The sequence below is a fragment of the [Anoxybacillus] calidus genome, assembly GCF_013760845.1.
Classification (GTDB): Bacteria; Bacillota; Bacilli; order Bacillales; family Anoxybacillaceae; genus Paranoxybacillus; species Paranoxybacillus calidus.
Map to the genome: position 1 here is coordinate 81,867 of NZ_JACDUU010000003.1, position 22,585 is coordinate 104,451.

25 protein-coding genes and 1 riboswitch are annotated in these 22,585 nt (G+C 40.4%); of the genes, 15 read left to right on the top strand and 10 right to left on the bottom strand.

What is annotated here, in order from left to right:
- Positions 1-25: 25 nt before the first annotated feature.
- From HNQ85_RS07285 to rbsB, 3 genes are read left to right on the top strand one after another with little or no spacing between them, the layout of a single operon-like run.
- The gene (locus HNQ85_RS07285) at positions 26-1,501 is read left to right on the top strand and encodes a sugar ABC transporter ATP-binding protein (RefSeq protein ID WP_181537393.1); all 1,476 of its coding nucleotides are present in this window, start codon (positions 26-28) and stop codon (positions 1,499-1,501) included.
- Positions 1,501-2,451 carry a ribose ABC transporter permease gene (rbsC, locus tag HNQ85_RS07290; protein ID WP_181537091.1) on the top strand — a complete coding sequence of 317 codons (951 nt, stop codon included), beginning with the start codon at positions 1,501-1,503 and terminating at the stop codon, positions 2,449-2,451. The genes HNQ85_RS07285 and rbsC overlap by 1 nt, the downstream gene beginning before the upstream one ends.
- Before the next feature lie 30 nt (positions 2,452-2,481).
- Positions 2,482-3,411, top strand: coding sequence for a ribose ABC transporter substrate-binding protein RbsB (gene rbsB, locus HNQ85_RS07295; RefSeq protein WP_181537092.1), 930 nt, complete (start codon positions 2,482-2,484; stop codon positions 3,409-3,411).
- 48 nt (positions 3,412-3,459) lie between these two features.
- On the opposite strand, the gene HNQ85_RS07300 is transcribed toward rbsB, so the two are convergent.
- Positions 3,460-4,509, bottom strand: coding sequence for an S-layer homology domain-containing protein (locus tag HNQ85_RS07300; protein WP_181537093.1), 1,050 nt, complete (start codon positions 4,507-4,509; stop codon positions 3,460-3,462).
- 460 nt (positions 4,510-4,969) lie between these two features.
- On the opposite strand from HNQ85_RS07300, the gene HNQ85_RS07305 reads away from it, so the two are divergent.
- Positions 4,970-5,287: an STAS domain-containing protein gene (locus HNQ85_RS07305; RefSeq protein WP_181537094.1), complete on the top strand. Its 318-nt coding sequence runs from the start codon at positions 4,970-4,972 to the stop codon at positions 5,285-5,287.
- 154 nt (positions 5,288-5,441) lie between these two features.
- Here the strand turns inward: HNQ85_RS07305 and HNQ85_RS07310 are convergent, their stop codons facing one another.
- The 4 genes from HNQ85_RS07310 to HNQ85_RS07325 form a co-directional block, all read right to left on the bottom strand.
- Positions 5,442-5,780: a DUF779 domain-containing protein gene (locus HNQ85_RS07310; RefSeq protein ID WP_181537095.1), complete on the bottom strand. Its 339-nt coding sequence runs from the start codon at positions 5,778-5,780 to the stop codon at positions 5,442-5,444.
- A 73-nt stretch (positions 5,781-5,853) separates the two neighbouring features.
- Entirely contained in the window at positions 5,854-7,374 is a 1,521-nt protein-coding gene (gene adh, locus HNQ85_RS07315) for an aldehyde dehydrogenase (RefSeq protein WP_181537096.1), read from the bottom strand.
- A 386-nt stretch (positions 7,375-7,760) separates the two neighbouring features.
- The gene (locus tag HNQ85_RS07320; RefSeq protein WP_181537097.1) at positions 7,761-8,744 is read right to left on the bottom strand and encodes a Gfo/Idh/MocA family protein; all 984 of its coding nucleotides are present in this window, start codon (positions 8,742-8,744) and stop codon (positions 7,761-7,763) included.
- 233 nt (positions 8,745-8,977) lie between these two features.
- The gene (locus HNQ85_RS07325) at positions 8,978-9,802 is read right to left on the bottom strand and encodes a VanZ family protein (protein WP_181537098.1); all 825 of its coding nucleotides are present in this window, start codon (positions 9,800-9,802) and stop codon (positions 8,978-8,980) included.
- Positions 9,803-9,977: 175 nt separating this feature from the next.
- Here HNQ85_RS07325 and HNQ85_RS07330 point away from each other — a divergent pair, with 175 nt between their 5' ends.
- On the top strand, positions 9,978-10,409 hold the full coding sequence (locus tag HNQ85_RS07330; RefSeq protein ID WP_181537394.1) for a VanZ family protein: 432 nt from the start codon (positions 9,978-9,980) through the stop codon (positions 10,407-10,409).
- Positions 10,410-10,510: 101 nt separating this feature from the next.
- Here HNQ85_RS07330 and HNQ85_RS07335 read toward each other — a convergent pair whose 3' ends face one another.
- Together HNQ85_RS07335 and gloA2 are read right to left on the bottom strand one after the other, a co-directional pair.
- Positions 10,511-10,813 carry an SdpI family protein gene (locus HNQ85_RS07335; RefSeq protein ID WP_181537099.1) on the bottom strand — a complete coding sequence of 101 codons (303 nt, stop codon included), beginning with the start codon at positions 10,811-10,813 and terminating at the stop codon, positions 10,511-10,513.
- 107 nt (positions 10,814-10,920) lie between these two features.
- Complete coding sequence (gene gloA2, locus HNQ85_RS07340; protein ID WP_181537100.1) at positions 10,921-11,307, bottom strand: SMU1112c/YaeR family gloxylase I-like metalloprotein; 387 nt, start codon at positions 11,305-11,307, stop codon at positions 10,921-10,923.
- 256 nt (positions 11,308-11,563) lie between these two features.
- Between gloA2 and HNQ85_RS07345 the strand changes: the two genes are divergently transcribed.
- The gene (locus HNQ85_RS07345) at positions 11,564-11,713 is read left to right on the top strand and encodes a DUF3789 domain-containing protein (protein ID WP_181537101.1); all 150 of its coding nucleotides are present in this window, start codon (positions 11,564-11,566) and stop codon (positions 11,711-11,713) included.
- A gap of 162 nt (positions 11,714-11,875) precedes the next feature.
- Here HNQ85_RS07345 and HNQ85_RS07350 read toward each other — a convergent pair whose 3' ends face one another.
- Positions 11,876-12,445, bottom strand: coding sequence for a hypothetical protein (locus tag HNQ85_RS07350; RefSeq protein WP_181537102.1), 570 nt, complete (start codon positions 12,443-12,445; stop codon positions 11,876-11,878).
- 398 nt (positions 12,446-12,843) lie between these two features.
- Positions 12,844-12,929, bottom strand: a riboswitch (cyclic di-GMP riboswitch).
- A gap of 231 nt (positions 12,930-13,160) precedes the next feature.
- Here HNQ85_RS07350 and HNQ85_RS07355 point away from each other — a divergent pair.
- The 7 genes from HNQ85_RS07355 to HNQ85_RS07385 all read left to right on the top strand — a co-directional run bounded on the left by HNQ85_RS07355 (position 13,161) and on the right by HNQ85_RS07385 (position 19,686).
- Positions 13,161-14,255: a DNA sulfur modification protein DndB gene (locus tag HNQ85_RS07355; RefSeq protein WP_181537103.1), complete on the top strand. Its 1,095-nt coding sequence runs from the start codon at positions 13,161-13,163 to the stop codon at positions 14,253-14,255.
- Positions 14,255-15,274, top strand: a complete 1,020-nt coding sequence (locus tag HNQ85_RS07360) for a DNA sulfur modification protein DndB (protein ID WP_181537104.1) — start codon at positions 14,255-14,257, stop codon at positions 15,272-15,274. Before HNQ85_RS07355 ends, HNQ85_RS07360 begins: the two co-directional genes overlap by 1 nt.
- A 467-nt stretch (positions 15,275-15,741) precedes the next feature.
- Positions 15,742-16,263, top strand: a complete 522-nt coding sequence (locus tag HNQ85_RS07365) for a competence protein ComK (RefSeq protein WP_181537105.1) — start codon at positions 15,742-15,744, stop codon at positions 16,261-16,263.
- Between the two features lie 523 nt (positions 16,264-16,786).
- Complete coding sequence (locus tag HNQ85_RS07370; RefSeq protein ID WP_181537106.1) at positions 16,787-17,038, top strand: hypothetical protein; 252 nt, start codon at positions 16,787-16,789, stop codon at positions 17,036-17,038.
- A gap of 133 nt (positions 17,039-17,171) precedes the next feature.
- Entirely contained in the window at positions 17,172-17,600 is a 429-nt protein-coding gene (locus tag HNQ85_RS07375; protein WP_181537107.1) for a DUF1284 domain-containing protein, read from the top strand.
- Between the two features lie 98 nt (positions 17,601-17,698).
- On the top strand, positions 17,699-19,045 hold the full coding sequence (locus HNQ85_RS07380; protein WP_181537108.1) for an aspartate kinase: 1,347 nt from the start codon (positions 17,699-17,701) through the stop codon (positions 19,043-19,045).
- A gap of 83 nt (positions 19,046-19,128) precedes the next feature.
- Positions 19,129-19,686 carry an REP-associated tyrosine transposase gene (locus HNQ85_RS07385; protein WP_181537109.1) on the top strand — a complete coding sequence of 186 codons (558 nt, stop codon included), beginning with the start codon at positions 19,129-19,131 and terminating at the stop codon, positions 19,684-19,686.
- A 205-nt stretch (positions 19,687-19,891) separates the two neighbouring features.
- Here HNQ85_RS07385 and HNQ85_RS07390 read toward each other — a convergent pair whose 3' ends face one another.
- Positions 19,892-20,332, bottom strand: coding sequence for a YwpF-like family protein (locus HNQ85_RS07390; RefSeq protein ID WP_181537110.1), 441 nt, complete (start codon positions 20,330-20,332; stop codon positions 19,892-19,894).
- 522 nt (positions 20,333-20,854) lie between these two features.
- On the opposite strand from HNQ85_RS07390, the gene ssb reads away from it, so the two are divergent.
- Positions 20,855-21,199 carry a single-stranded DNA-binding protein gene (gene ssb / locus HNQ85_RS07395; protein WP_181537395.1) on the top strand — a complete coding sequence of 115 codons (345 nt, stop codon included), beginning with the start codon at positions 20,855-20,857 and terminating at the stop codon, positions 21,197-21,199.
- A 238-nt stretch (positions 21,200-21,437) separates the two neighbouring features.
- On the opposite strand, the gene HNQ85_RS07400 is transcribed toward ssb, so the two are convergent.
- The gene (locus tag HNQ85_RS07400) at positions 21,438-21,848 is read right to left on the bottom strand and encodes a helix-turn-helix domain-containing protein (protein WP_181537111.1); all 411 of its coding nucleotides are present in this window, start codon (positions 21,846-21,848) and stop codon (positions 21,438-21,440) included.
- Between the two features lie 231 nt (positions 21,849-22,079).
- Here HNQ85_RS07400 and HNQ85_RS07405 point away from each other — a divergent pair, with 231 nt between their 5' ends.
- On the top strand, positions 22,080-22,577 hold the full coding sequence (locus HNQ85_RS07405; RefSeq protein ID WP_343046494.1) for a hypothetical protein: 498 nt from the start codon (positions 22,080-22,082) through the stop codon (positions 22,575-22,577).
- The last annotated feature ends 8 nt before the right edge of the window (positions 22,578-22,585 follow it).

Genomic DNA, 22,585 nt, shown 5'->3' on the forward strand with positions numbered 1-22,585 from the left:
GAACGTGACAAGGCCGTTTATTGAAATGAAAGGGATTAAAAAGTCGTTCCATCGGCATGTCGTGTTAGATGGCGTTGACTTTGAAGTGCGCTCCGGTGAAGTACATGCCTTGATGGGAGAAAACGGAGCCGGCAAATCCACATTAATGAAAATATTAACGGGGATTTACGAACGGGATTCCGGTACGGTCATGGTGAATGGAAAGGAAGTACATTACCGTCATCCGAAAGAGGCGGAACAAGACGGGATTTCCGTCATTCACCAGGAATTGAACATCATTCCGACGTTAACGGTTGCGGAAAATATGTTTTTAGGCCGCGAGCAGACGCTTGGGCGTACCGGCATTGTTCGCAGCAAAGACATGGCGGAGCAGGCGAAGATCTATCTGCAAAAGCTCGGCATCGAGATTTCACCCAATGAAATAGCGGGCAATCTATCAGTAGGGAAACAACAAATTGTCGAGATTGCTAGGGCGTTATCAACGGATGCGAAATGTCTCATTATGGATGAACCGACCGCAGCACTTACGGACCGGGAAATTCAAACGTTGTTTGAGGTCATTCGCACGCTCAAACAGCAAGGAGTCGCGATTGTTTACATTTCGCATCGCATGGAAGAAATTTTTACGATTTGCGACCGGATTTCGGTGCTGCGAGATGGGCAGTTTATCGGAACGAAAAAGATTCCGGAAACGAACTTTGATGAAATTGTTCATATGATGGTAGGCAGACAAATTGGTGAACGCTTTCCAAAGCGGGAAAAACAAATTGGCGAAGAACGATTGAGAGTGGAAGGATTGACACAAAAAGGGGTATTCGAGAATGTTTCCTTCTCTGTACGCGCCGGAGAAATTCTTGGTGTTGCCGGGCTGATGGGAGCGGGACGAACGGAAATCATGGAAGCGATTTTTGGCGCGAGAAAAGTGCAAGAGGGAACGATATATATTGATCGCAAGCCGGTAAATGTGAAGTCTCCTCGTCAAGCGATTAAGCACGGCATTGCGTTTATCACGGAAGACCGAAAAAGCAAAGGGCTCGTTTTGAATATGAGTGTTCGTGAAAATTTAACACTACCAAAAGCGGAGCAATTAGCCAATGTCGGTGTCATTCAGGCGAAAAAGGAAAAAAGTTTAGTTCAATCGCTCATTGCCCGCTTAAAAATTAAAACGGCTTCACCGGAACTAGAAGTAAAGGCATTAAGTGGGGGAAATCAACAAAAAGTGGTGTTTGGAAAATGGCTGGCGATGGAGCCGCGCATTCTCATCCTAGATGAACCGACGCGCGGTGTCGATGTCGGGGCGAAAAAAGAAATTTATGAGATTATGAATGAACTCACCGCGCAAGGTGTGGCGATTATTATGGTGTCGTCGGAGCTTCCGGAAGTACTGGGAATGAGCGACCGCATTATGGTTGTTCATGAAGGAAAAGTAACGGCCATTTTCGACAATGAAAATGTCGATCAAGAAATGATTATGCGTGCGGCGACGGGAGGGGAAGCATAATGCAAGACGTACGGGAAAAAGCATGGAGTTTTGATGTGAAAAAGTTGGGTCCGCTTATCGGTTTTCTATTGTTATGTATCGTATTGTCTGTATTAAGCGATAATTTCTTAACGGTCGACAACTGGTTAAATATTTTACGCCAAGTATCGATTAACGCGTTGATTGCCTTTGGGATGACATTTGTGATTCTCACAGGAGGAATTGATTTATCAGTCGGTTCTGTGTTAGCGCTTTCGAGCGCGATTACAGCGGGGATGATGGCCAACGGGATGGAGGGATGGACAGCCATCATCATTGGATTACTCGCCGGTTTTCTGATGGGAGCGTTGAACGGTGCGATTATTACAAAAGGACGTGTCGCTCCGTTTATTGCGACATTAGCAACGATGACGATTTTTCGCGGTGCAACGTTAGTGTATACAGACGGACGCCCCATTACGGGATTTTCCGATGATATTTTATTCCAAATGATGGGGCGAGGTTATTTTCTCGGGATTCCTGTTCCCGTTGTGTTTATGATGGTTATTTATATTGTCTTGTACTTTGTTTTAAAGAAAACCACATTTGGCCGCCATACATATGCCATTGGCGGCAATGAGGAAGCGAGCCGCTTATCTGGTATCCGTGTTGACCGATTAAAAGTTTGGATTTATTCGTTAACAGGCGGACTCGCTGCGTTAGCGGGAATGATTTTAACTTCCCGACTCAACTCGGCACAGCCGACCGCGGGAACGTCTTATGAATTAGATGCCATTGCCGCTGTCGTGCTTGGCGGAACAAGTTTATCCGGCGGTCGCGGTTGGATTTTCGGAACGTTAGTCGGCGCACTGATTATCGGTGTGTTGAACAACGGATTGAATCTATTAAATGTATCTTCATTCTATCAACAAGTCATCAAGGGTGCTGTCATTCTTCTTGCGGTCATTTTAGATCGCCGTAAAGAAGTTTGATATAGAAAATCATTAAGGGAGATGGGAGACATGATAAAGAAACTAGCAAGCATGTTTATATTGGTTTTACTGGCCATTGGCGTATTAGCGGGTTGCTCACTTGAAAATGGTGCAACAAGTGACAAAAAAGAAGGAAAGAAAGACGAAGATATTAAAATTGGTTTGTCGATTTCTACGTTAAATAACCCGTTCTTCGTATCTTTAAAAGAAGGAGCGGAAAAAGCAGCGAAGGAAGCAAAGGTAGAATTAACAGTCGTTGATGCACAAAATGATTCCGCGAAGCAAATTAACGATATTGAAGACTTAATTCAACAAGGCGTTGACTTTATTTTAGTGAACCCAACAGACTCAAGTGCCATCACATCAGCGATTGAATCAGCGAATAACGCAAACATTCCAGTTATTACGGTAGACCGCAGTGCAGAAGGTGGAGAAGTCGTTTCTCACATTGCTTCTGATAACGTTGCTGGCGGTAAGATGGCAGGCGAATTTTTAATTGAACAGTTAAAAGACGGTGGAAATATTGTCGAGTTGGAAGGGATCCCTGGTTCATCTGCGGCACGTGAGCGCGGTGAAGGATTCCATCAAGTAATTGATAAGGCAAGCAATATAAAAGTAGTCGCAAAGCAAGCAGCGGACTTTGACCGTGCAAAAGGGTTGTCTGTCATGGAAAACATTTTGCAAAGCCAAAGCGACATTAAAGCGGTGTTCGCTCATAACGACGAAATGGCGTTAGGAGCATTAGAAGCGCTTGAAGCTCGCGGTATGAAAGATGTTCTTGTTGTTGGTTTTGATGCGACAGAAGATGCTGTAAAAGCAGTAAAAGAAGGAAAAATGGCAGCAACAGTCGCACAAAAGCCTGAACTGATTGGGGAAAATGCGGTGACAACAGCGTTAAAAGTATTAAAAGGGGAAAAAGTGGAGAAATTTATTCCAGTGCCGTTGGAGTTAGTGAAATAATCGAACCGTAAAATATGTAGGAGCAGTTATTGAACTGCTCCTACAATGTTATTGGTGGTTTTTTGCTTGTATAAGTCTTTCATCAATAGCGACCCAAATCGCTTTTTCTAGTAGAATATCTTGATTGTTGTTATGATTAATAAAATAGTTGTTTAAGCGTTGTTTCACTTTTTCAACTACTACTTCAGGAGCGGCTAATAATTTATAATCGCTCCAATCCGCTTGCCAACATTCAACTATAAATTGGATGATCTCTGTTTTTTCTCCCTCTGATAAATCTGCCCAGTCAAAGCCAGTCCAGTAGTTGAACTGATCATATTGAAGACGCATATACATGTCATCGAGGAAGGTGACGACATCAATCGTTTCAGAAGTTCCGTCGGTGTAGACCACTTTAACCGCGTCATCATTGACGAATTGAACATCTTCAATATTGTCTACGGTGTTAGCTCCAATGACATATAAGGCATTTTCAAAGAATTGGTCCCCTTTTATTTTGAAGAAATAAATCCATTTTGCTGCAGCGGCACGCGTTCCTGGTTGAGATGGCATAAATTCGTTGTTAGGGTTTCCTTCCGCAAAGCCTATATGTTCTGCAAACGATACATACGGATAAGCTGTAGGGGAGATTTTTGCTTCATCTTTAAATTCAGATTGCAAGTATAAAAGTTGTGCATAGTCTTCCAATCCCATCGCACGTACAAACATGATAATCATCTCTTGACGGGTAATTGGTAATGCGGCACCGAAATATCCAGGTTTTTTTCCGCTTGTAATGCCGGCATCCACTAGCGCGCCAACATATGGTTTTGCCCAATTAGGAACATCGGTGAAAGATTTTGCGCTAGCCTCATTTAAAGGTAACTCTAATGCCAATGCTAGCATTTTCGCAAAATCGGAACGTTTAATCGTTATGTTTGGACGATATGTTCCATCAGGAAAACCGGTAATAACTCCTTCTTTTCCAAGTGCTTCAATATATTCTTTTGCAAACGAGCCATTAATGTCGCTAAATGTAGCGGCTTCGGCTTTGTGAGAAAATGAAAACGTTGAAAGAAAGAGAATCAAAGAACTACATAATACTAGAAATTTCTTCATGATATACCTCCGGATAGAGTATTTGGCATCCAATTAAAATATTAACAAAGATAGGAAGAGATTGATACTAGAATTATTTTCCTTTTACGATCGTTTGGAAGTTTTACCAATAGCGGAGGGGGATAGGGAAGCGAATCGGAGCAGCCCTTTCACCTAACTTCTGAATTTGTCATCTGGATATGAATGTTTGTCGACGCTTTCATTAGAAGGAGGCAGTGGTAGATGGGGCTCTCATCGCTTTTTATGTCTCTTGGTGGAAAACGATTGTTTTGTGGTATAGTATATCTAACTAAAAACATTGTTTACATTTTTTTAACCTAATCGTTATAATGATATCAGTTGAAAATTTTGGTAAAAAAGGTGATGGATCATACGAACGTAAACACATGTATATCTTCAATGATAGTAAACTCTTCGAAAGATATAGCTCAAATACCAATGAATCGGGGAGAGGGAATGTATGTCTTTGACGATTGACATGTTGAAAGAAGGCTCTCAAATGACGCTTTATGTAAAAGGGGTTTTAGACATTTCAACGACAAAAATATTGGATCAAACGTTGGAGGAAATAGGGAATATAGACCAATTAGTCGTTGATTTGGAAGGTTTAGAATTTATCGATTCTACAGGGGTAGGATCAATTATCAATGCTATTCGTTTGTCTGAGAAACAAAAATGTAAGCTGAAATTACAAGGGATGAATCCAATGATTCATGACATTTTTGATACCCTTGGAGTCTATTACATTTTAGAAACGGTACAAAAAGAGATCGTTTGACGCTAGATTCTTGTTTTATTTACATATTTCAGGATAGAAACTATTTTCTTAGCATAGAAAACGAAACGGTAAAGAAATATAGGCTTTAAAAAATGGGCTTCACGCAAATACGAGTGATTACGAAGCCCATCTAATGATTGAAAAACTACTTGATTCACTCTCCAAATACCCTCGAACGTGTCAAAAACCGTACCCCTTCTGGTCCTTCAAGCGAGAACATGCCACCTCGGCCGGGCACGACATCGATAATGAGTTGTGTATGTTTCCAATATTCATACTGTGCGGCTGAGATATAAAATGGACAACCGCCAATTTCACCAAGTAGGACATCAGAGTCTCCGATGATGAGGTCTCCTTGTGGATAGCACATAGGGGAGCTGCCGTCACAGCATCCGCCTGATTGGTGAAACATGAGAGGACCATATTTCGCTTTCAATTTTTCAATTAATTGTAAAGCGGCTTCTGTCGCAAGGACTTTTGGTTGCTTGCTCATAAGTAGACCTCCTTTCGCTTATTGGTAAAACAGGCAGCGAGCTAAGTAGCACGCTGCCTGTTGATGTTACGTATTAAAAGAATCCTAGTTTCTTAGGAGAATAGCTGACAAGCAAGTTCTTTGTTTGTTGATAGTGTTCAAGCATCATTTTATGTGTTTCGCGGCCAATACCAGATAATTTGTATCCGCCGAATGCCGCATGAGCCGGATAAGCATGGTAGCAGTTCGTCCAAACACGTCCAGCCTGAATGCCGCGGCCAACACGGTAAGCGGTATTGATATCGCGTGTCCAAACGCCTGCACCTAGACCGTATAATGATTCATTGGCGATGGCCAATGCTTCTTCTTGATCTTTAAACGTTGTCACTGATACAACCGGTCCGAAAATTTCTTCTTGGAAAATGCGCATTTTGTTATGGCCTTTAAATACTGTTGGCTTCACATAATAGCCGTTGCTTAATTCGCCTTCAAGGAAATTGCGTTCACCGCCGATTAATAGCTCGGCTCCTTCTTGTTTACCGATATCAATGTAAGATAAGATTTTTTCAAGCTGCTCAGCAGAAGCTTGAGCACCAATCATTGTTTCTGTATCTAATGGATTTCCTTGTTTAATTTGTTTCACACGCTCTAAGGCACGCTCGATAAACGCATCATAAATAGACTCTTGGATGAGAGCGCGAGATGGGCACGTACATATTTCACCTTGGTTTAACGCGAACATCGTGAAGCCTTCAAGCGCTTTGTCGAAGAATTCGTCATCTTTGTCCATTACATCTTCAAAGAAAATGTTTGGTGATTTACCGCCAAGTTCTAATGTGACTGGAATAATGTTTTGGGAAGCGTATTGCATAATAAGTCGGCCTGTTGTTGTTTCACCTGTAAACGCAATTTTTCCGATTCGGCTGCTGGATGCAAGCGGTTTTCCTGCTTCAAGGCCAAAACCGTTAACGATATTCACAACGCCAGGTGGAAGCAAGTCTTGAATCAGTTCCATTAAAACAAGAATGGAAGTCGGCGTTTGTTCCGCTGGTTTTAACACTACGCAGTTGCCGGCAGCTAATGCTGGGGCAAGTTTCCATACTCCCATTAAAAGCGGGAAGTTCCAAGGGATGATTTGTCCAACAACGCCGATTGGCTCTTTAAAGTGGTAAGCTACTGTATCGTGATCGATCTCTGCCAATGAACCTTCTTCCGCACGGATGCAGCCGGCGAAATAACGGAAATGGTCGATAGCAAGAGGAATGTCAGCATTTAATGTTTCACGGATTGGTTTTCCGTTTTCCCATGTTTCTGCAACCGCTAACATTTCAAGGTTTTCTTCCATGCGATCGGCAATTTTATTTAAAATTCTTGCACGCTCTGCCGGAGATGTGCGTCCCCATGCTTCTTTTGCTGCATGTGCCGCATCTAACGCCAATTCGATGTCCGCTGCTTTAGAGCGCGGTACTTCGCAATAAACTTCCCCAGTCACAGGGGAAATGTTCTCAAAATACTCACCGTCTACTGGAGGAACCCATTTTCCTCCGATAAAGTTTTCATAACGTTTTTTGAAAGTGATAAGTGAACCAGGTTTTCCAGGTTGAGCATAAATCATGATTAATTCCCCCTTTGTTTAAATGGATGATAAGTAAGCGCATACAAATTCAAATATTTAGATATTTAGAAAAATTCATTCGCTGATATAAATATTATCATTGTAAGAATTTTATGTCAAATTTAAATCACTATTAAATAGTATGATGAAAACCGCTATTTATAACCTCAACAACCACATTGATAAGTAGTGAAAGCAACCTGTTAGAAAGTCATCATGGAATACACGAACTAGCCCAGCCCGGCTTGTTGCCTTATCACAAAAAATGAACGGGAAAGCAGGGGGTTCGGCTGAGCGCGTGGAATCTGTAAACCCGAAAGCCTCTGGGGATATTCCAGGCTAGTCCATCCGGATATGAAAAAACCTCCTGCCATAGGCAAGAGGCTTTAGCGATCCGCTGGAAAGACGATCCCTGTCTGTTTCCGTGCTTCTTCCATAATTTCCATTGTCGTTAGTGAATGATAATGAGAATTGATTTCCGATTCTCGTTTTCCATTTTGAATTAACTCGATAAACTCTTTTGCTTCGTAGTACATTGGATGGTGTGTTTGTGCTTCAGTAATGTCTTCGATGCGGCCGTCGCGATAGTGAATTTCGACTTTTTGTGGCGTATGGATTGTGTCTACGATTATGCTTCCTTCTTCGCCTTGAATTTCGGAAGGAATGTACGAATTCGTGATTTTTGAGTACATGACAACCGCATCCATATCTCCATAATCGAGAATGATACTGCCTTCTCCATCGACTCCGGATTCAAGTAGGAAACTGTTGGCCTTTATGTGAAGAGGCTTCCCGAATAAAACAACCATTGGATAAAGGCAGTAAACGCCAATGTCCATTAATGCTCCGCTGGAAAAAGTAGGGTTGAAGGCGTTTAATACTGTTCCTTGTTTGTACGCGTCATAGCGTGATGAATATTGGCAATAGCTTGCGAAATAGCGGCGGACTTTCCCGATTTTATGTATATGTTTACGAATCGCTTGGAAATTTGGAAGTAGCGTCGATTTCATCGCTTCCATTAAGACGACATCGTTTTGTTTTGCCACTTCAATCATCGCTTGTAATTCCGCTGTATGGGAGGCGATTGGTTTTTCACATATGACGTGTTTGCCATGGTTCATCAGCAGAATCGCTTGTTCGGCGTGAAAAGAGTTGGGGCTTGCGATATAAACGGCGTCGATTTCATCGCTTTGGGCCATTTCTTCTAAACTTGTAAATGTTCGTTCCGCGCCCACTTTTGCGGCAAATTCTTTCGCTTTTTCTTCTGTTCGTGAATACACAGCTGTTAAGGCAAAGTCCGGTACCTCTTTTGCTGCTTTAATAAATTCTTCGGTAATCCAGTTCGTTCCGATTGTGGCGAATTTAATCATCGTTTGTCACTCCTTGTTTGGTAAAACATGTTTCTATTTATTTTAACATGTTTCTGAGGAAAATCCCTATTTTTGACCAACATGCGAATCAGGGAGAAATACGAATATGATTAAACATTCTTTCTACCTTTTTGACCTCACGTCAATTTCACCATGTATCGTTCATGGATCCAATAGGATGTTCGATATATCGTGTTGGGTGACACTTTACATTTGGATCAGCCTCAGTAGTTTCATTGTTCAAACCATTCACCAGCTACTTTCTGCATCATCTCGGCTTTCTGTTCCTCTTTTGTATCTTCGTATTCTTGCTTCAATGGATTGGCATATTCCGATGCAAAGCCGTGCTGTTGTAAGTCTGTTTTCGCTGTCTCATAAATTTGTTGAAACTCTGTGTTGATTTGTTTTTCCAATTCGTTGGCCCGTTTCATGTATTTTGTATAAAGAGCTGTTAGTGGTATTTGCTTTGCTTTCCATTCGTTTATAGCTTCTTCCGCCAGCTGTTCTATGTTTTGATTCGCATATTGTTTTAATTCCTCTAGCTGTAAGCGATATTTCTTGATAATCGTTTCAGGTGTAAGCGCCTGTTCGCTATCTGTCTGGATGTCTTCCGGATAGGCGTTGTGAACGGGGAAAGCGTCGTTGCGAACCGTTATGGTAGGAAGTGGTTCACTCACAACCGTTAATCCATACAGCAAAGGAGCTAAAACAAAGAGAGTGACTGCTCCTAGCGGAAGGAAGCTTCGTTGGAGTTGTTTCGTTCCTCTCCATTGTAAATGAATGAGAAGTGGAAGGAACACGCCGATGGAAACACCTAGCATGTTCGCCACAGCATCCTGCCATTCGGTCGTTCGCTCGGGGACGAGCAACTGCCGGTATTCTTCTAATATTCCAATGAACATCAGTGAAAATGCAACGGCACAAATACGTGAAAAGCCATTTACAAACGGCGGAATCAGACATACGATGACGGCCAATAAAAAAGCGATGATAGCATAAAAAGAGAAGTGTTGTAGTTTATCGATACCTACACTATGCAAAGTCATTGTTTCTAACATCCTCTCACCTCATTTACCAAGTATGGCCGGAAAGCGGTGGCGGTAAACGAGGGGCGAGTCCGGACATTGGCCGTTTTCCTTGTTCTGCATTAGGATTGACAAAAGGATGTGAATCGTATAGAAGGAAGTAGTGGGAACGATTAGAATCAAAATGGAAAAACAAGTAGGTGAGATGATGAAAAACAAATGGCTTTGGTGGGGACTCGTCTTTTTATGGTGCGGTCTCATTTATTACTTTACGGAATCTCCTGCATTCACAGGAGAAAATACAGCGAAGGTAATTGATGATATTGCCCAATATTTAGGATTGGAAACGATGAATAACAAGGATACTCGTTTCTTTTCATGGAATTTTATTGTCCGTAAGTTTGCCCATCTTTCTGAGTTTGGTATTCTTGCTTTTCTCGTATGGAAAGCAATGAGTCCCCATCGTTTTGCATATATCGCTGCATGGAGTTTTGCGACTGTTTATGCCGCTACGGATGAATGGCATCAATCGTTTCAGCCGGGGCGCTCTGCTCTTGTATCTGATGTGATGATTGATTCGGTTGGTGCGGCTCTTGCGTTATTATTTGTCCATATTTATTGGCGGCTGAAGCGTTCTTAGAGGATGCTGATGTCATGCTTCCGCTGATATCCGCTTATAGAGGTAATCGGCTTTGTTAAATGATACGGTTGAAAAACGGAGTCACGAATACTCATCGTCTTTTACAAGGAACGGAGCTTTTTTTCAACGAGCAAGAAAAGGAGAATGGTAAAAATAACAGTAAAAGTAAGTGTTATAAGAGCATTTTGACTTACACCTCCGATGATCAATAACAATAATCCAAAAACGATAAATAATTGACTGCTATACCGGTTGGCAACCACCCAATTTTTCTCATTTTCCATTGATTTTGGTGTTCGATAACCATATATGCCATTGATTTTTTTCGGTGGGAACCAAAAAAGAAGGAAACCGCTTCCGAGAAAGAGTAAACCTACTAATAAATGTTCAAACAATGGAATCACCTCATTTTCTTCCTATTTTGTTCATTTTCATCGTTATATGAACAGGTTTTATAAGGTTCCATCTCGCAATAGAATCATGATACAGTCTGGCGCATCCGAGAATGGAGTTATGTTTCATATAACTCAATTGGCAATCCGTCAGGGTCAGCAAAAAACGTAAATCGTTTCCCAGTGATTGGGTCCATGCGAATTGGTTCTACTTCAATGTCGTGTTTATGAAGGTGGGCGATTGCTTCTTCAATGTTCTCTACTTCAAAGGCAAGGTGGCGCAGCCCGCAAGCTTCCGGGTAGCTTAACCGTTTTGGTGGGTTTTCAAATGAAAACAGCTCAATTTGGTCATATTCGTTCACTTTTAAATCAAGCTTGTATGAGTTGCGTTCCTTACGGTAATGCTCATGAATCACCTCAAGCCCAAGAACATTGACATAAAAATGCTTTGAACGTTCATAATCAGAACAAATAATAGCAACATGATGAATTCGTTTCAGGTTCATCGTATGACTCCTTTTTTTATATAATTTTCCTTATTTTAACACAATTTTCTCGAAGAATGATCAATATACATAAATGAAAACGTCATATAAAAAAGAGATTGCATCTGTTTTTTATAAAGAAAAGTATATCTCCTTTCCAGCTTGGAAATCATGAATGTAAGACTGATATTGTTGAATCATCGTAAGGTAAAAATCTTGTTTTGTGAGAGAGTTTTATAGGATAGAAGGTTTGAAGGAAAGGAGAGGGCCAGGCTGTATGTGGACTTTTATAGCAGGAGTATTCGTTGGTTCACTTGCGATGTTAGTAACGATGAGCTTAATGTTTGTTGCCAAGCAGGCAGATGAGCAGAGAGGCTATATCACGGAAGCAGAAGGTGGCGAATGGGAGAAGAGAAAAAGAGGCTGATCCATCAGTGTCTGATCTCACGCACATTTCACATATTGTGTTGTGGGGTCTGACACTTTTTAGGTTCAGCCTCTTTTTTTCGAGGGTAGCATAATACTCTCTGCTATACCACAAGTGCTCGATTTCTTCGCGCGCATTCGTTTTATTCAGCATGTGAACGATTTAATATTCCAGCTCCATTCCTTCCAACAGCATGCTCGCGTAAAGGCCGCTTAGATGGTGAAGCGATTCAAGAATATAAGCTGGCTCCGTATCTAGCAGTTCTTTGATCGTTTCACGGTTGTTTTCATGAACAAAGCCGAGAATGAAATCGGTTTTAATGCGATTAGCAATAATAATCGGACAATAAGTCAGCTCTAGTCTTCGTTTTCGTTCCTTTACATCTTCAATCCCCTCGAAATGCGTATGATATGTTCCAATGATGTTTCCTAACTGCTCATTGATGCGCGTGTGTGCGTCTTTCATCATTGTTTCGATCGCTTGCGCAGGTGGGAACGTTTTTTGTTTTAAAATAAGTTCCATGATTTGTTGTAGGGCACGGCTTGATTCGACGGCAAAAGCGATGTTGGTTAACAGTAAATCCATATACTCTTGCTCGTTTTCCGTTTTTATTCTCATGTTCATAATGATTTCCATGACATCCGAATGAATTTTTTCTTTTCGCCAGCTATCGGTTAATTGATGGAGGATCACAGACAATACTTTTGTTACTTCTTCTTTTGTTAAGCCCATGCGCGAACTAGTCCTTTCTTATGAAAAATGAATTGGTCTTTATGTTTAGAATGCCATTCCAATCCATAAAGAGTCAATGGAAATGTTATTTTCACGACAGAGGACCTTTTCAGGAGGCTTATAGGGAGGTTATCAAAAATCAGCGATAAGTAAAAAGAAAGATGAGCTTATACGATCTGTATGGCTCATCTTCTTTATTCACATTTAGGAGCATTAGCAGACTATGTTTTTCGTTATAATGCTTGATTTACAAGCAAAGTTGTAAGTGTTCCAACAACGATGGCTGTTAAAGTTAAAGCGCCGTATACTAACTTTTGTTTTCGTTCCGGTGTTAACCATGATTCATTCATTGATGTAATCCCTCCATTTCGATTTCATAAGACGAACGGAGGAAGCGATTCGGCAGCTGGCTGGCATCGTCAAAGAGACATTAGCCCCTATAGCTTTGCGTCACCGTTTTTCAACGGTTTTGCCCTTTCGTTCGCCTTATGTAGACATTATTAACTTACCATTTGCAAGAATGACGATCAAATAGTGCGAAAGTATGGAATTGCTAAGGAAATCGGTTCGGTTTTATAGGTCATTTGGAGTAAAACTCTTCAACTTAGCTGCTGATTTTTATGAAAGGTAGAATCAGAAGCATCATTAAAAAGAAATTGAGAGAAACATTTGTATATTTGTAATTTTTTGTATAATAAAAATAGAGGTGAAAGATATGAATGATCATCTATTAGCGCGAATAAAAGTTCGGGAATATAGACAGTTTGGACGCCGTGTGCTGCTTACGAAAATGCCTTTTCGGATATTACAGTCGGTTTTTACGGTAGATGGAAAAGTGCAGCGGGAATTGGACCCGCGGCGAAAAAATGCGATACGCGATTTTATTTTGGAAACGGTGAAGGAAGGGACATTTTATTTTTCACCATTTGTTTTTTCTGCCCGTGGCGCATTGTCGCGGATTCGTGAAGAGGAGTGGGAACTTGTACCAGGAGTGAAAATGGCGATTCTCGACGGACAGCATCGTGCCAAAGCGTTAGAAAGCGCTTTGCAAAAGCTAAAGTTTGAAAAAGAAGCGTATGAAGATCACGGCCATAGGCAAAAAGCAGAGGAAATACAAAAGTGGATTGATACACTTGAATCCTATGAAATCGCGATGCAAATTTATTTAGATTTGTCTGAAGATGATGAACGCCAGCTTTTTACGGACATTAATACGGAGCGGAAAGAAGCGCATGGCGGTTTAGTAGTGAAGTATGACCAGCGCGACCGTTATGCGGAATGGACAAGAACGTTAGTGCAACGGTTAGACAGCAAATTTGAGATTGAAAGAAATTTATCGCGTTTGACGACGACGAATTCTTCATTAACGTCGATGGTCATTATGAAAAAATGTTTGATAGCCCTCATTGAAGGAAATGTCGGTTATAAAGAGGGAGAACCGATATGCAAGTATTGCCGAGAAGAAGAAGTGATCGATATTGCGGAGCGGTTTTTTACAGCATGGCTTCACCTTTTTCCGAAACAAGGAGCGAATCGGAAAAAGTATGTTTCCGGTTTGTCTGGGGTACAAATTTCGCTTGCGTATACCGTGTATCGGTTCGTTGCGGAAGAAGGAAAGAGCTATACGGAAGCGATCGAACATTTGAAACGGTTAAAAGAGCTTACAAGCTGGCGGCATGATGATCCTTTGTTTGCACCGTTTTATGATGAAAAGAAAAAGCAAGTCGTTCGTTTATCCGAGCAAGGCAAAGTGAAAAAACTGAGCGAACTGTTTTTGAAAGAGATGAAGCAGAAAGCGGTGGTATGTTAATGGGTGCTGAACAAACGATGATTGTCGTTCCAATTCCTGAGTTAGTCCAAATGATGGATGAAAAACGAATTGAAATACGCAATGTTAATCAACCACAAGTAAGAAGCATTAAAAAATATATGGAGGAGGCGTTTAGCAAGAAGCAAGTATACTTCCCTCCGCTGATCGCGCACACCAATCAGCAGGAGGCGGATTGGAAAACATTACAAATGAGAATGATTGATGGCTCGAAGCGTGCGGTTGCGTTAACGCAATTGTACAAAACGAATAAAAAAATGCTTCAAAATGGTGAAGAGAATAAAGAGCGGATCAAGTTAGATATTATTTTAAGCGAGACAGCCATTGGTGTGCAGCTGTTCAGCGGTTTAACAAAAGAAGAACAAGACCAGCTTTACATTGATTTTAATACAAAAGGAAAAAAAGTCGCGCTATCGAAGTTAATTGAGTATGATTCGCGCAATGCGGTAAACCAAATTGCCAATCAAGTGCTGCATCAAAATCCGCTGCTTCGGTTAGCGGGAATTGAAACAGAAAAGCGTGCGGTGATACGTCCGGCGAATAAAAAATTTTTGTCGCTGTCCCAATTGCGCCAGTTAGTTGTGTTGTTTATTACAGGAAAAATATATATAAAATCGCTAGAGTTCGATGTAAAACTGAATTTACAGCCTGAAGAGTATGTCGAATTGATCAATGAGTGGTTCAATGAATTATTTTTATTGTATCCGCATGAGGATATCGGAAACTATGAAAAAACGATTTTAGCCAGTTTTCCGATGATTTTAGCGATCGCCTACTATGTCAATGAAGGAATGGTTAGAAATACGTTTGCGGCACGAAAACAAGTGATGAAAAGACGCATGGAAGCACTGCGTACCGTGAATTGGGATGTCCATAACCGCGGGTGGCAGCAATTTAACGGCCATTTTCGCGGCAGTCAGCGCCTATACTTTTTCGATCATGATAAAGAAACATTGTTGAGCATTGTGCAATGGTTGAAATCCCAACAAGCTCTTGTTTGATGATGAAAGAGGATGTCTCATTGTTTTGAGGCATCCTTTTAAATTTTTAATTATATAAAATAAATTGTATTTTGTAAATGTTTAAGGGAAGTAGAGTCAGTCTAGCTGCAGGGATGAAGAATATCACAAAAAATTAGAAAAATTGTTCAAAAAGGGTATTAAAATTATTTGAATATTTAGTATAATTTAGTCGTAAAAAGGAAAAAATAGTAATCTTTTGTAAGAAATGTCGTTAATTGTTGTGGAAATGAACGAAGCACCGGAATTCGCGATTAATCCCGAATTTTTTAACAGAAAGGAGGGAGAGAAGCGGACGGAATCGATCAAAATAAAAAGCCCCTTTTGGTGAAAAATTGGACTCGGATTCACCAAAAGGGCTGCAAGAGTTGGGTATACCAACCTCATAGTTAGTATACCCTTTCTTTTCAAAAAATGAAATGTTTTAAATTCGAAAAGGAGGGGAAATTATGACAAAAGGAAGTGATTACAGAATCACAAAAGAAACGGTGGCTCTGGAGCCGACGTATGATCAGTATGGCAATTTATGTACGATTGTACATGAATCGCATGAAACATATATGGTAACTAAATCTCCGAAGCAAATTATTGAAGAAAATTGCATTTTTTATGGATGCAGTTATGAAGGGATACTTGAATCAGCGAAACAAATTCTTGGTATTAAACAAATGGTGCCGATTGCTTTAAGTGTGGCATTGGGGTTATATGCAATGCCAACTTGTTCCCCGGAAAGTGATAAGTGTTGCTGGCTGTTTTTAGCGCATATGAAGAAGATTGAGCGGCATGAAAAAAAGCGCGCGAAAGTCATTTTTACAGATGACAGCTCGCTCATTATTGATGTGCACAAAGATACGCTTGAATCGAGATGGGCGAAAATGACCTTATTGCATTACGTATTGACCACTCGGATCGGAGTGTATGAGAAGTGGGAGAGTCGGTTAGGATTGAGTGCAATTTGGCGCTTATTATAAATGGATAAGTGATGAGGCTGGCCCTAAAAAGAAGTGTCAGACCCCACAACACAATATGGTGGTATGGGCGGGGGCAGACACTTATCGGGCGGCCTCTTTTTTATTGCCGGGCAAGATTTAAGTAAACTAATTGAGAACGAAAAACCGACATAAGTAAGACGTTTAAGCGAGACAAAAGAGCGGTTGAAATACTTCATAAGATATGTCGGAAAATCAATCTGTATAAATCAAACTGGATTTTTGAATATATTGAAAAGACGCCCTGCTGCTTATAAACAGAACCCCAGTCTATTTTCGTGTTTGATTCACGTGTTGAGAGTGTAAGATAGATTTATATGTTTATGTATGGCGGAGGCAAGTGGTGAGATTGGCCAATAGAAAAAGGTTTTCATCCTAATTGGATAGAACTAAATTAAAATGGCTCTTCGGATTAAATGGTGGAAAAGTTGATTTCGAAATGATAATAAAAAATAACACATTACATAGTTGACCGATATTGTACAACAAACAAGGGAGCATACAAATGAACAGACATGTTGATCAAGAAACGTTACAAGAAATACTCACTTATGTAGAACAAAACTGTACAGACTTAAAAGATGTCATGACATACATCATAGAACGGTTTGAGCATTACTGGCAGGCAGGAGAGTCTGATAAATATCAAACGATATATGGTATTTACAGCTATATAAACAAACACAATCATACGATAGCGTTGATGACAGTAGAAGAGGTAAAAGATTACTTGCAAGGCTTAAACCAACATGTATAAGACGATCAAAAAGTGTCACAAAACATTATTTGAAGATACGAAATTTAAATGGTATTCCGCTAGATAATCTGAAGACCCATTAAAATATAAGAGAGAAAATAATTTTGTTGAGACGGCTAAGGTGGGATGAAAGATGAGAACGCTGCGCGGACATCATTTGTTATGTATCCATGGATTTCGCGGAATGGGTTATAGTCCGGAGTTTGTTAAGAAAATGCGGGAGATTGTTGAAGAGATTCGGGATGAAGAAAAAGACTTTTTCATAAAAGTAGTTGTGGCGCTTGATGAGGCTTGTTTTACATGTCCGCATCACGGTGAGGCCACTTGTGAAGCTGACCCGAATTCCGAGGAACATGTGACATCGATGGATCGAAAAGTATTAGAACATCTTGGGATTGAACAAAATGGGGTATATTTAAAGTCGGAACTGCTTAAATTAACGGCGCACAAAGTCCATCCTGATGATTTGGATTACTTATGTCACGGTTGTTCATGGTTACAGTATGGGGTGTGCAAAGAAGGGATTGCGAATGTAAGAGCAGGAAATATTCAGCAAAAATGAAAATGTCAGAATTTATAAAAAGTAACTCTTCCCTTCTTATAAAAGTGTGATATGATATCAAAATATAAATAACTTTTACATAGAGAGGGTTATCGATAATGAAGGTAGCGAAATTTGGGGGAAGTTCGGTGGCGAGTGCCGGACAGTTTCGAAAAGTTGCGCATATTGTTTTGTCAGACGAACAGCGTCGCATCATCGTTGTATCAGCACCTGGGAAGCGATTTAAAGAGGATACTAAGATGACGGATTTGCTTATTCAGCTAGCAAATAAGGTGATCAACGGAGACAGCTATGATGACGTATTTGCAGCCATTATAGAACGTTACGAGGAGATTGCTAAAGGGTTAGAGCTGTCGCATGAGATTATTGCAAAAATAAAAATAGATTTAGAGAAAGTCATTGACACTTATAAGAATGAGCCGGAGCGGTTAATGGATGCGCTTAAAGCAAGCGGAGAAGATAATAATGCTAAGCTGATGGCATTTTATTTGAATCATTTAGGTCATGAAGCGCATTACGTCAATCCAAAAGAGGCTGGTATTTTTGTGACAGATGAGCCAGGGAATGCGCAAATTTTACCGGAGTCTTATGAGAGATTGAAAGATTTGAAGAAGCGTACCGGTATTTTAGTCATTCCAGGATTTTTTGGCTATTCACAAACAGGACATATTGTGACGTTCCCGCGTGGCGGCTCGGATATTACAGGCTCGATTGTTGCAGCGGGAGTAGGGGCTAAGGTGTATGAAAACTTTACCGATGTAGACTCGATTTACTGTGTCAATCCGTCCATTGTGGACAATCCGCGTCAATTGAAAGAGCTGACGTATCGGGAAATGCGTGAACTGTCGTATTCTGGTTTTTCCGTATTCCACGATGAGGCTTTAGAGCCTGTTTATCGAGCAGGTATTCCGGTCTGTGTGAAAAACACGAACAACCCGGAAGCACCAGGCACATGGATTGTGGCAGAAAGAGACCATAAGGGACAGCCTATTGCCGGAATTGCAAGTGATACCGGATTTTGCAGCATTAACATCAGCAAGTATTTAATGAACCGTGAAATTGGTTTTGGACGAAAAGTGCTGCAAATTTTAGAAGAGGAAGGCATCTCTTATGAGCATACTCCATCGGGAATTGATAATATGTCGATCATTTTAAGAGCTCATCAATTAGAGGGGGAGAAAGAACAGCGCATTATTGACCGCATTCAAACAGAATTAAACGTTGATGACATTCATGTAGAGCGGAATTTAGCGTTGATCATGGTCGTTGGTGAAGGAATGGAACGAACTGTCGGCGTCGCTGCTAAAGCAGCAATGGCACTTGCCAATGCCAACATCAATCTCGAAATGATCAACCAAGGCTCCTCTGAAGTCAGCATGATGTTCGGCGTCAAAGAAGAAGCTGTAAACAAAGCCGTCCAAGCACTGTATGAAGCTTATTTTTAAAAGGGGGTCTGACCCCCACTACTTTAAATCGTTAAAGTAGTGGGGGAGTTATTATGAATGGTTGTTTAGAAAGGGGGAAGATCATGTCACGAAAGCCTCGTGTATGGTTTCCAGGAGCGGTCTATCATATTACGAGTCGTGGAAATAGAAAAGCTGCTATTTTTTATTCACAAAAGGATTATGAAAAGTATCTCTCGTTGTTAGAAGAAACCCGCGAAAAATATCCTTTCATTCTCCACGCCTATTGCCTCATGCCTAATCATCTTCACTTGCTTCTTGAAACAATCGATATCCATATAAAAGAGATTATGAAAATGTTACATTCTCAATATGCGATATACTTCAATAAGCGTTACGATTTAGTCGGTCATGTTTTTCAAGGGAGATACGGTGCAAAATTAATTGACAGCGTTGATTATTTCAGTGAAGCAAGTCGTTACATTCATTTAAATCCTGTAGAGGCCAACCTTGTTTCCTCTCCAGAGCAATATCAATGGAGCAGTTATGCCGCCTATGCCCTCGGAAACGAAAACCCTCATATCATCACATCCAAACTCCTCTTTTACTTTCAAACTTCAGAAAACTATCGAAAATACGTAGAAAGCAAAATAGGGATGTTGACAAAAAAACGTTCCAAGTAAAAAGGCTGCCCCAAAAGAAAAGTGCCAGACCTCACGACACAATATAAATAGCCATATTGTGGAATGAGTATGAGGTCAGACACTTAAAGGGCAGCTTCTTTATTCCATATATATTATGCGTTATCGGCTTGTATTTTTGTGTGGATATCGCTTTAAAATGCCTTGTAACGAAGCAAGGCAATTTAACGCTTTAACGCGATGGGGGTCAGACCCCTTTCACTGTTTCTTTTATTCCGCGTCTTTCGTGTAGTTGGTGTTTGAATTCTTTTAGTAGCGCTTCGCCTTGTAATCCTTGTTCGACTAGGTTGGCAAGGACAATTTCCGCTAAGTCGGTTTTATTCCGAACTAACAGCCCATCCATAAGCACGCTCATATGCTCGCTCATTCTTGTAATGGAACGTACCGTTGCTAGCATATTGGCGGGATCATTGCTTTTATGCGAAATCGTCACTTGAAGGCGGAATTCTTCATTGGCTTGCTGTAGGCGCGAAAATAGCTCTTCGTATTTTTTATCTAAGTACATTTCAATAAGCCAGCGGTTTCTATTGTCTTCTTTGTTAATGATTAATCCATCAATGAGAGAAATGTCTTCACGGTGCACCTCATCATGAAGGATAGATAGAGCGGCGAGCTTAAAGGTCTTCATCCTATCACCTCGTCAACATTGTCCTATTAGAAATTATAACATATAAGCAATGTAAAATTAAAAGAGGAGCAGGAAGGGCATCTTTTTCCATTGTCGCTGTGGCTGTGCTGCTATTGTTTGGTTTCATGCACCGCAAAATTTTTTAAGGAAGTGCAAAAATTAAATTTTCTTGTCGATTTTCTATAAAAAAGTGAGAAAGATGTTGATTTTTTGTAACAAAAATGTTTAGAAAATTAAAAAATAATCGTTTTACAAAAAATCACTCATTAAGTAAGATGAGGGTGCAACAGCACATCGAAAGGAGGGAGAATCGCTACATTCACTATCCATTGTCTTCTATCAAATTTCACTCAAGGAGGTGTAACCTGGTTGCTAAAATGATGGTCATGTACAGATTGAGCGAAAGAATCGTACATGACAAAAGCCGCCCCTTTGCAGTATAGATGGCACACCGTGAGGTGGGTGGGGAGCGATAGTTTCCTGATTGGATCGCGCGTCAACATTTTAGTAATCAGGGAAGTCATGATTAATCAAGTGATTCTTGTTGGCCGCCTCACTAAAGATCCAGAGCTGCGTTACACAGCGGATGGAACAGCAGTTGCGAATGTCACATTGGCCGTGAACAGAAACTTTCGTAACGCTAATGGTATGGTTGATACGGATTTTGTCAATTGTACATTGTGGAGACGAGTAGCAGAAAATACGGCTAATTATTGCCGAAAAGGGTCCATCATTGGTGTAACAGGGCGGATTCAAACAAGAAATTACGAAAATCAAGAGGGAAAACGCGTATATGTGACAGAAGTTGTTGCGGAATCAGTGCGATTTATGGGTGGCAAAACGGCAGAGTTACTCGAAAGTTATTAATGTTTGCTGGTGACGAAAATCCTCTTTTTTTCCTCCTCCATTCTCCTTCCGAAACGTTACCCCGATATAGAAAAAAGTTGATTCCTCCATGTTTCCTCTCTCTTTGCCGACCAGCGTTTGGTTGGCGATTTTTTTGGCTAATAAGCTGAGTCGGTCTGAAGATAAGTATAAACTGGGAGCAAAAGTACGCCATGAATGAACATAATAAACATGCACGGTAATCGCGCTTAGTACCATGTTAATCAATGGCGCGTGAAAATTCCGTTAGCATTGTTATAATCACTGTTTCAAGATGTTTTCGCTTTTTAATCGGCAGCTTGGAAAGGGTATGAATCGTCTTTTCCATTTCTGGATTTTGTTTTAAATAATCGATAATGTCTAACATAACTTCATCGATTTCATTTGTTCGATAAATGCGATTGACTTCTCGCAGCAAGTCTTTTTTATAAAATTGTCTTCCAATTAAATAATCTATGCTTACCTCGTAAAGATTGCTTAATTTCTCCAATGTTTCTAAATCCGGCAATTGGTCGCCGCTTTCCCATTTGGTAATTTGCGAACGCGATATGTTTAGACGTTGTGCCAGTTCCTCTTGTGTCCAGTTTCTTTGCTTCCGTAAAAACTTCAAATTATCGGCAAGTTTTTTCATTTTCTCCACCACAACTCTTCAAAATAAGGGACGTTACCTTAAACATAGGGGATTGTGGCAGAAGTTTTTGTTCTTATTAGGAACAAATGATGAAATGTTCGAAAACAGAACAAAAAATACAGTGATATGAAAGTTGAACGACTTTTTTGATATGAAGTATATTGTTAAAATATGTAATAAATGATAAAAAATTGAATAATTTTGGGTGAAGGAAGTAAGCGGGGGATATGTGTGAACATTTATCTTGCCGATTTGATTATTAGTGAAGAAAAAACAACCAGGCGATTTTTAAAGAAATATCATATTTTTATTAAAGAAATGAAAAGTCCATTTTCTGTTAAGCTGAAAACCATTGCTCCTGTCAGTTTTGGTGATTCGCTTTGTTTTTTACGGAATGAGGAAGGATTTGTCGAAATGCCGCATGGGGATGTGGGGTTTCGTGTGATCGAATGCAAGGAGAACGCCCAGTTATACTTTGTTTTTAAATCTGTTAATCAGCTCTATATGTTTGTCATTAGGATGAATTTAAAGAAAAGAAGTATCGAAATTACCTCTTATGAATGGAACCAACCCCAACAAAAATATCTTCGCATCCATACGAATCATCTGCTTGCAGTTGAAAAACAGCTGATTTACGATATACTCCAATCGTTACACATCCGTTCGGAAGACCGACGCTCACTCTTTTTCACGCTTGCATCTAAGAAAAAAACTGATCCGAAAGTATAAACATAGGA

What these genes read in the sequence shown, in the direction of transcription:
- HNQ85_RS07285 (WP_181537393.1), top strand. Translation starts at nt 26, where the DNA reads ATGAAAGGGATTAAAAAGTCGTTCCATCGGCATGTCGTGTTAGATGGC.
- rbsC (WP_181537091.1), top strand. Translation starts at nt 1,501, where the DNA reads ATGCAAGACGTACGGGAAAAAGCATGGAGTTTTGATGTGAAAAAGTTG.
- rbsB (WP_181537092.1), top strand. Translation starts at nt 2,482, where the DNA reads ATGATAAAGAAACTAGCAAGCATGTTTATATTGGTTTTACTGGCCATT.
- HNQ85_RS07300 (WP_181537093.1), bottom strand. Translation starts at nt 4,509, where the DNA reads ATGAAGAAATTTCTAGTATTATGTAGTTCTTTGATTCTCTTTCTTTCA.
- HNQ85_RS07305 (WP_181537094.1), top strand. Translation starts at nt 4,970, where the DNA reads ATGTCTTTGACGATTGACATGTTGAAAGAAGGCTCTCAAATGACGCTT.
- HNQ85_RS07310 (WP_181537095.1), bottom strand. Translation starts at nt 5,780, where the DNA reads ATGAGCAAGCAACCAAAAGTCCTTGCGACAGAAGCCGCTTTACAATTA.
- adh (WP_181537096.1), bottom strand. Translation starts at nt 7,374, where the DNA reads ATGATTTATGCTCAACCTGGAAAACCTGGTTCACTTATCACTTTCAAA.
- HNQ85_RS07320 (WP_181537097.1), bottom strand. Translation starts at nt 8,744, where the DNA reads ATGATTAAATTCGCCACAATCGGAACGAACTGGATTACCGAAGAATTT.
- HNQ85_RS07325 (WP_181537098.1), bottom strand. Translation starts at nt 9,802, where the DNA reads ATGTTAGAAACAATGACTTTGCATAGTGTAGGTATCGATAAACTACAA.
- HNQ85_RS07330 (WP_181537394.1), top strand. Translation starts at nt 9,978, where the DNA reads ATGAAAAACAAATGGCTTTGGTGGGGACTCGTCTTTTTATGGTGCGGT.
- gloA2 (WP_181537100.1), bottom strand. Translation starts at nt 11,307, where the DNA reads ATGAACCTGAAACGAATTCATCATGTTGCTATTATTTGTTCTGATTAT.
- HNQ85_RS07345 (WP_181537101.1), top strand. Translation starts at nt 11,564, where the DNA reads ATGTGGACTTTTATAGCAGGAGTATTCGTTGGTTCACTTGCGATGTTA.
- HNQ85_RS07350 (WP_181537102.1), bottom strand. Translation starts at nt 12,445, where the DNA reads ATGGGCTTAACAAAAGAAGAAGTAACAAAAGTATTGTCTGTGATCCTC.
- HNQ85_RS07355 (WP_181537103.1), top strand. Translation starts at nt 13,161, where the DNA reads ATGAATGATCATCTATTAGCGCGAATAAAAGTTCGGGAATATAGACAG.
- HNQ85_RS07360 (WP_181537104.1), top strand. Translation starts at nt 14,255, where the DNA reads ATGGGTGCTGAACAAACGATGATTGTCGTTCCAATTCCTGAGTTAGTC.
- HNQ85_RS07365 (WP_181537105.1), top strand. Translation starts at nt 15,742, where the DNA reads ATGACAAAAGGAAGTGATTACAGAATCACAAAAGAAACGGTGGCTCTG.
- HNQ85_RS07370 (WP_181537106.1), top strand. Translation starts at nt 16,787, where the DNA reads ATGAACAGACATGTTGATCAAGAAACGTTACAAGAAATACTCACTTAT.
- HNQ85_RS07375 (WP_181537107.1), top strand. Translation starts at nt 17,172, where the DNA reads ATGAGAACGCTGCGCGGACATCATTTGTTATGTATCCATGGATTTCGC.
- HNQ85_RS07380 (WP_181537108.1), top strand. Translation starts at nt 17,699, where the DNA reads ATGAAGGTAGCGAAATTTGGGGGAAGTTCGGTGGCGAGTGCCGGACAG.
- HNQ85_RS07385 (WP_181537109.1), top strand. Translation starts at nt 19,129, where the DNA reads ATGTCACGAAAGCCTCGTGTATGGTTTCCAGGAGCGGTCTATCATATT.
- HNQ85_RS07390 (WP_181537110.1), bottom strand. Translation starts at nt 20,332, where the DNA reads ATGAAGACCTTTAAGCTCGCCGCTCTATCTATCCTTCATGATGAGGTG.
- ssb (WP_181537395.1), top strand. Translation starts at nt 20,855, where the DNA reads ATGATTAATCAAGTGATTCTTGTTGGCCGCCTCACTAAAGATCCAGAG.
- HNQ85_RS07400 (WP_181537111.1), bottom strand. Translation starts at nt 21,848, where the DNA reads ATGAAAAAACTTGCCGATAATTTGAAGTTTTTACGGAAGCAAAGAAAC.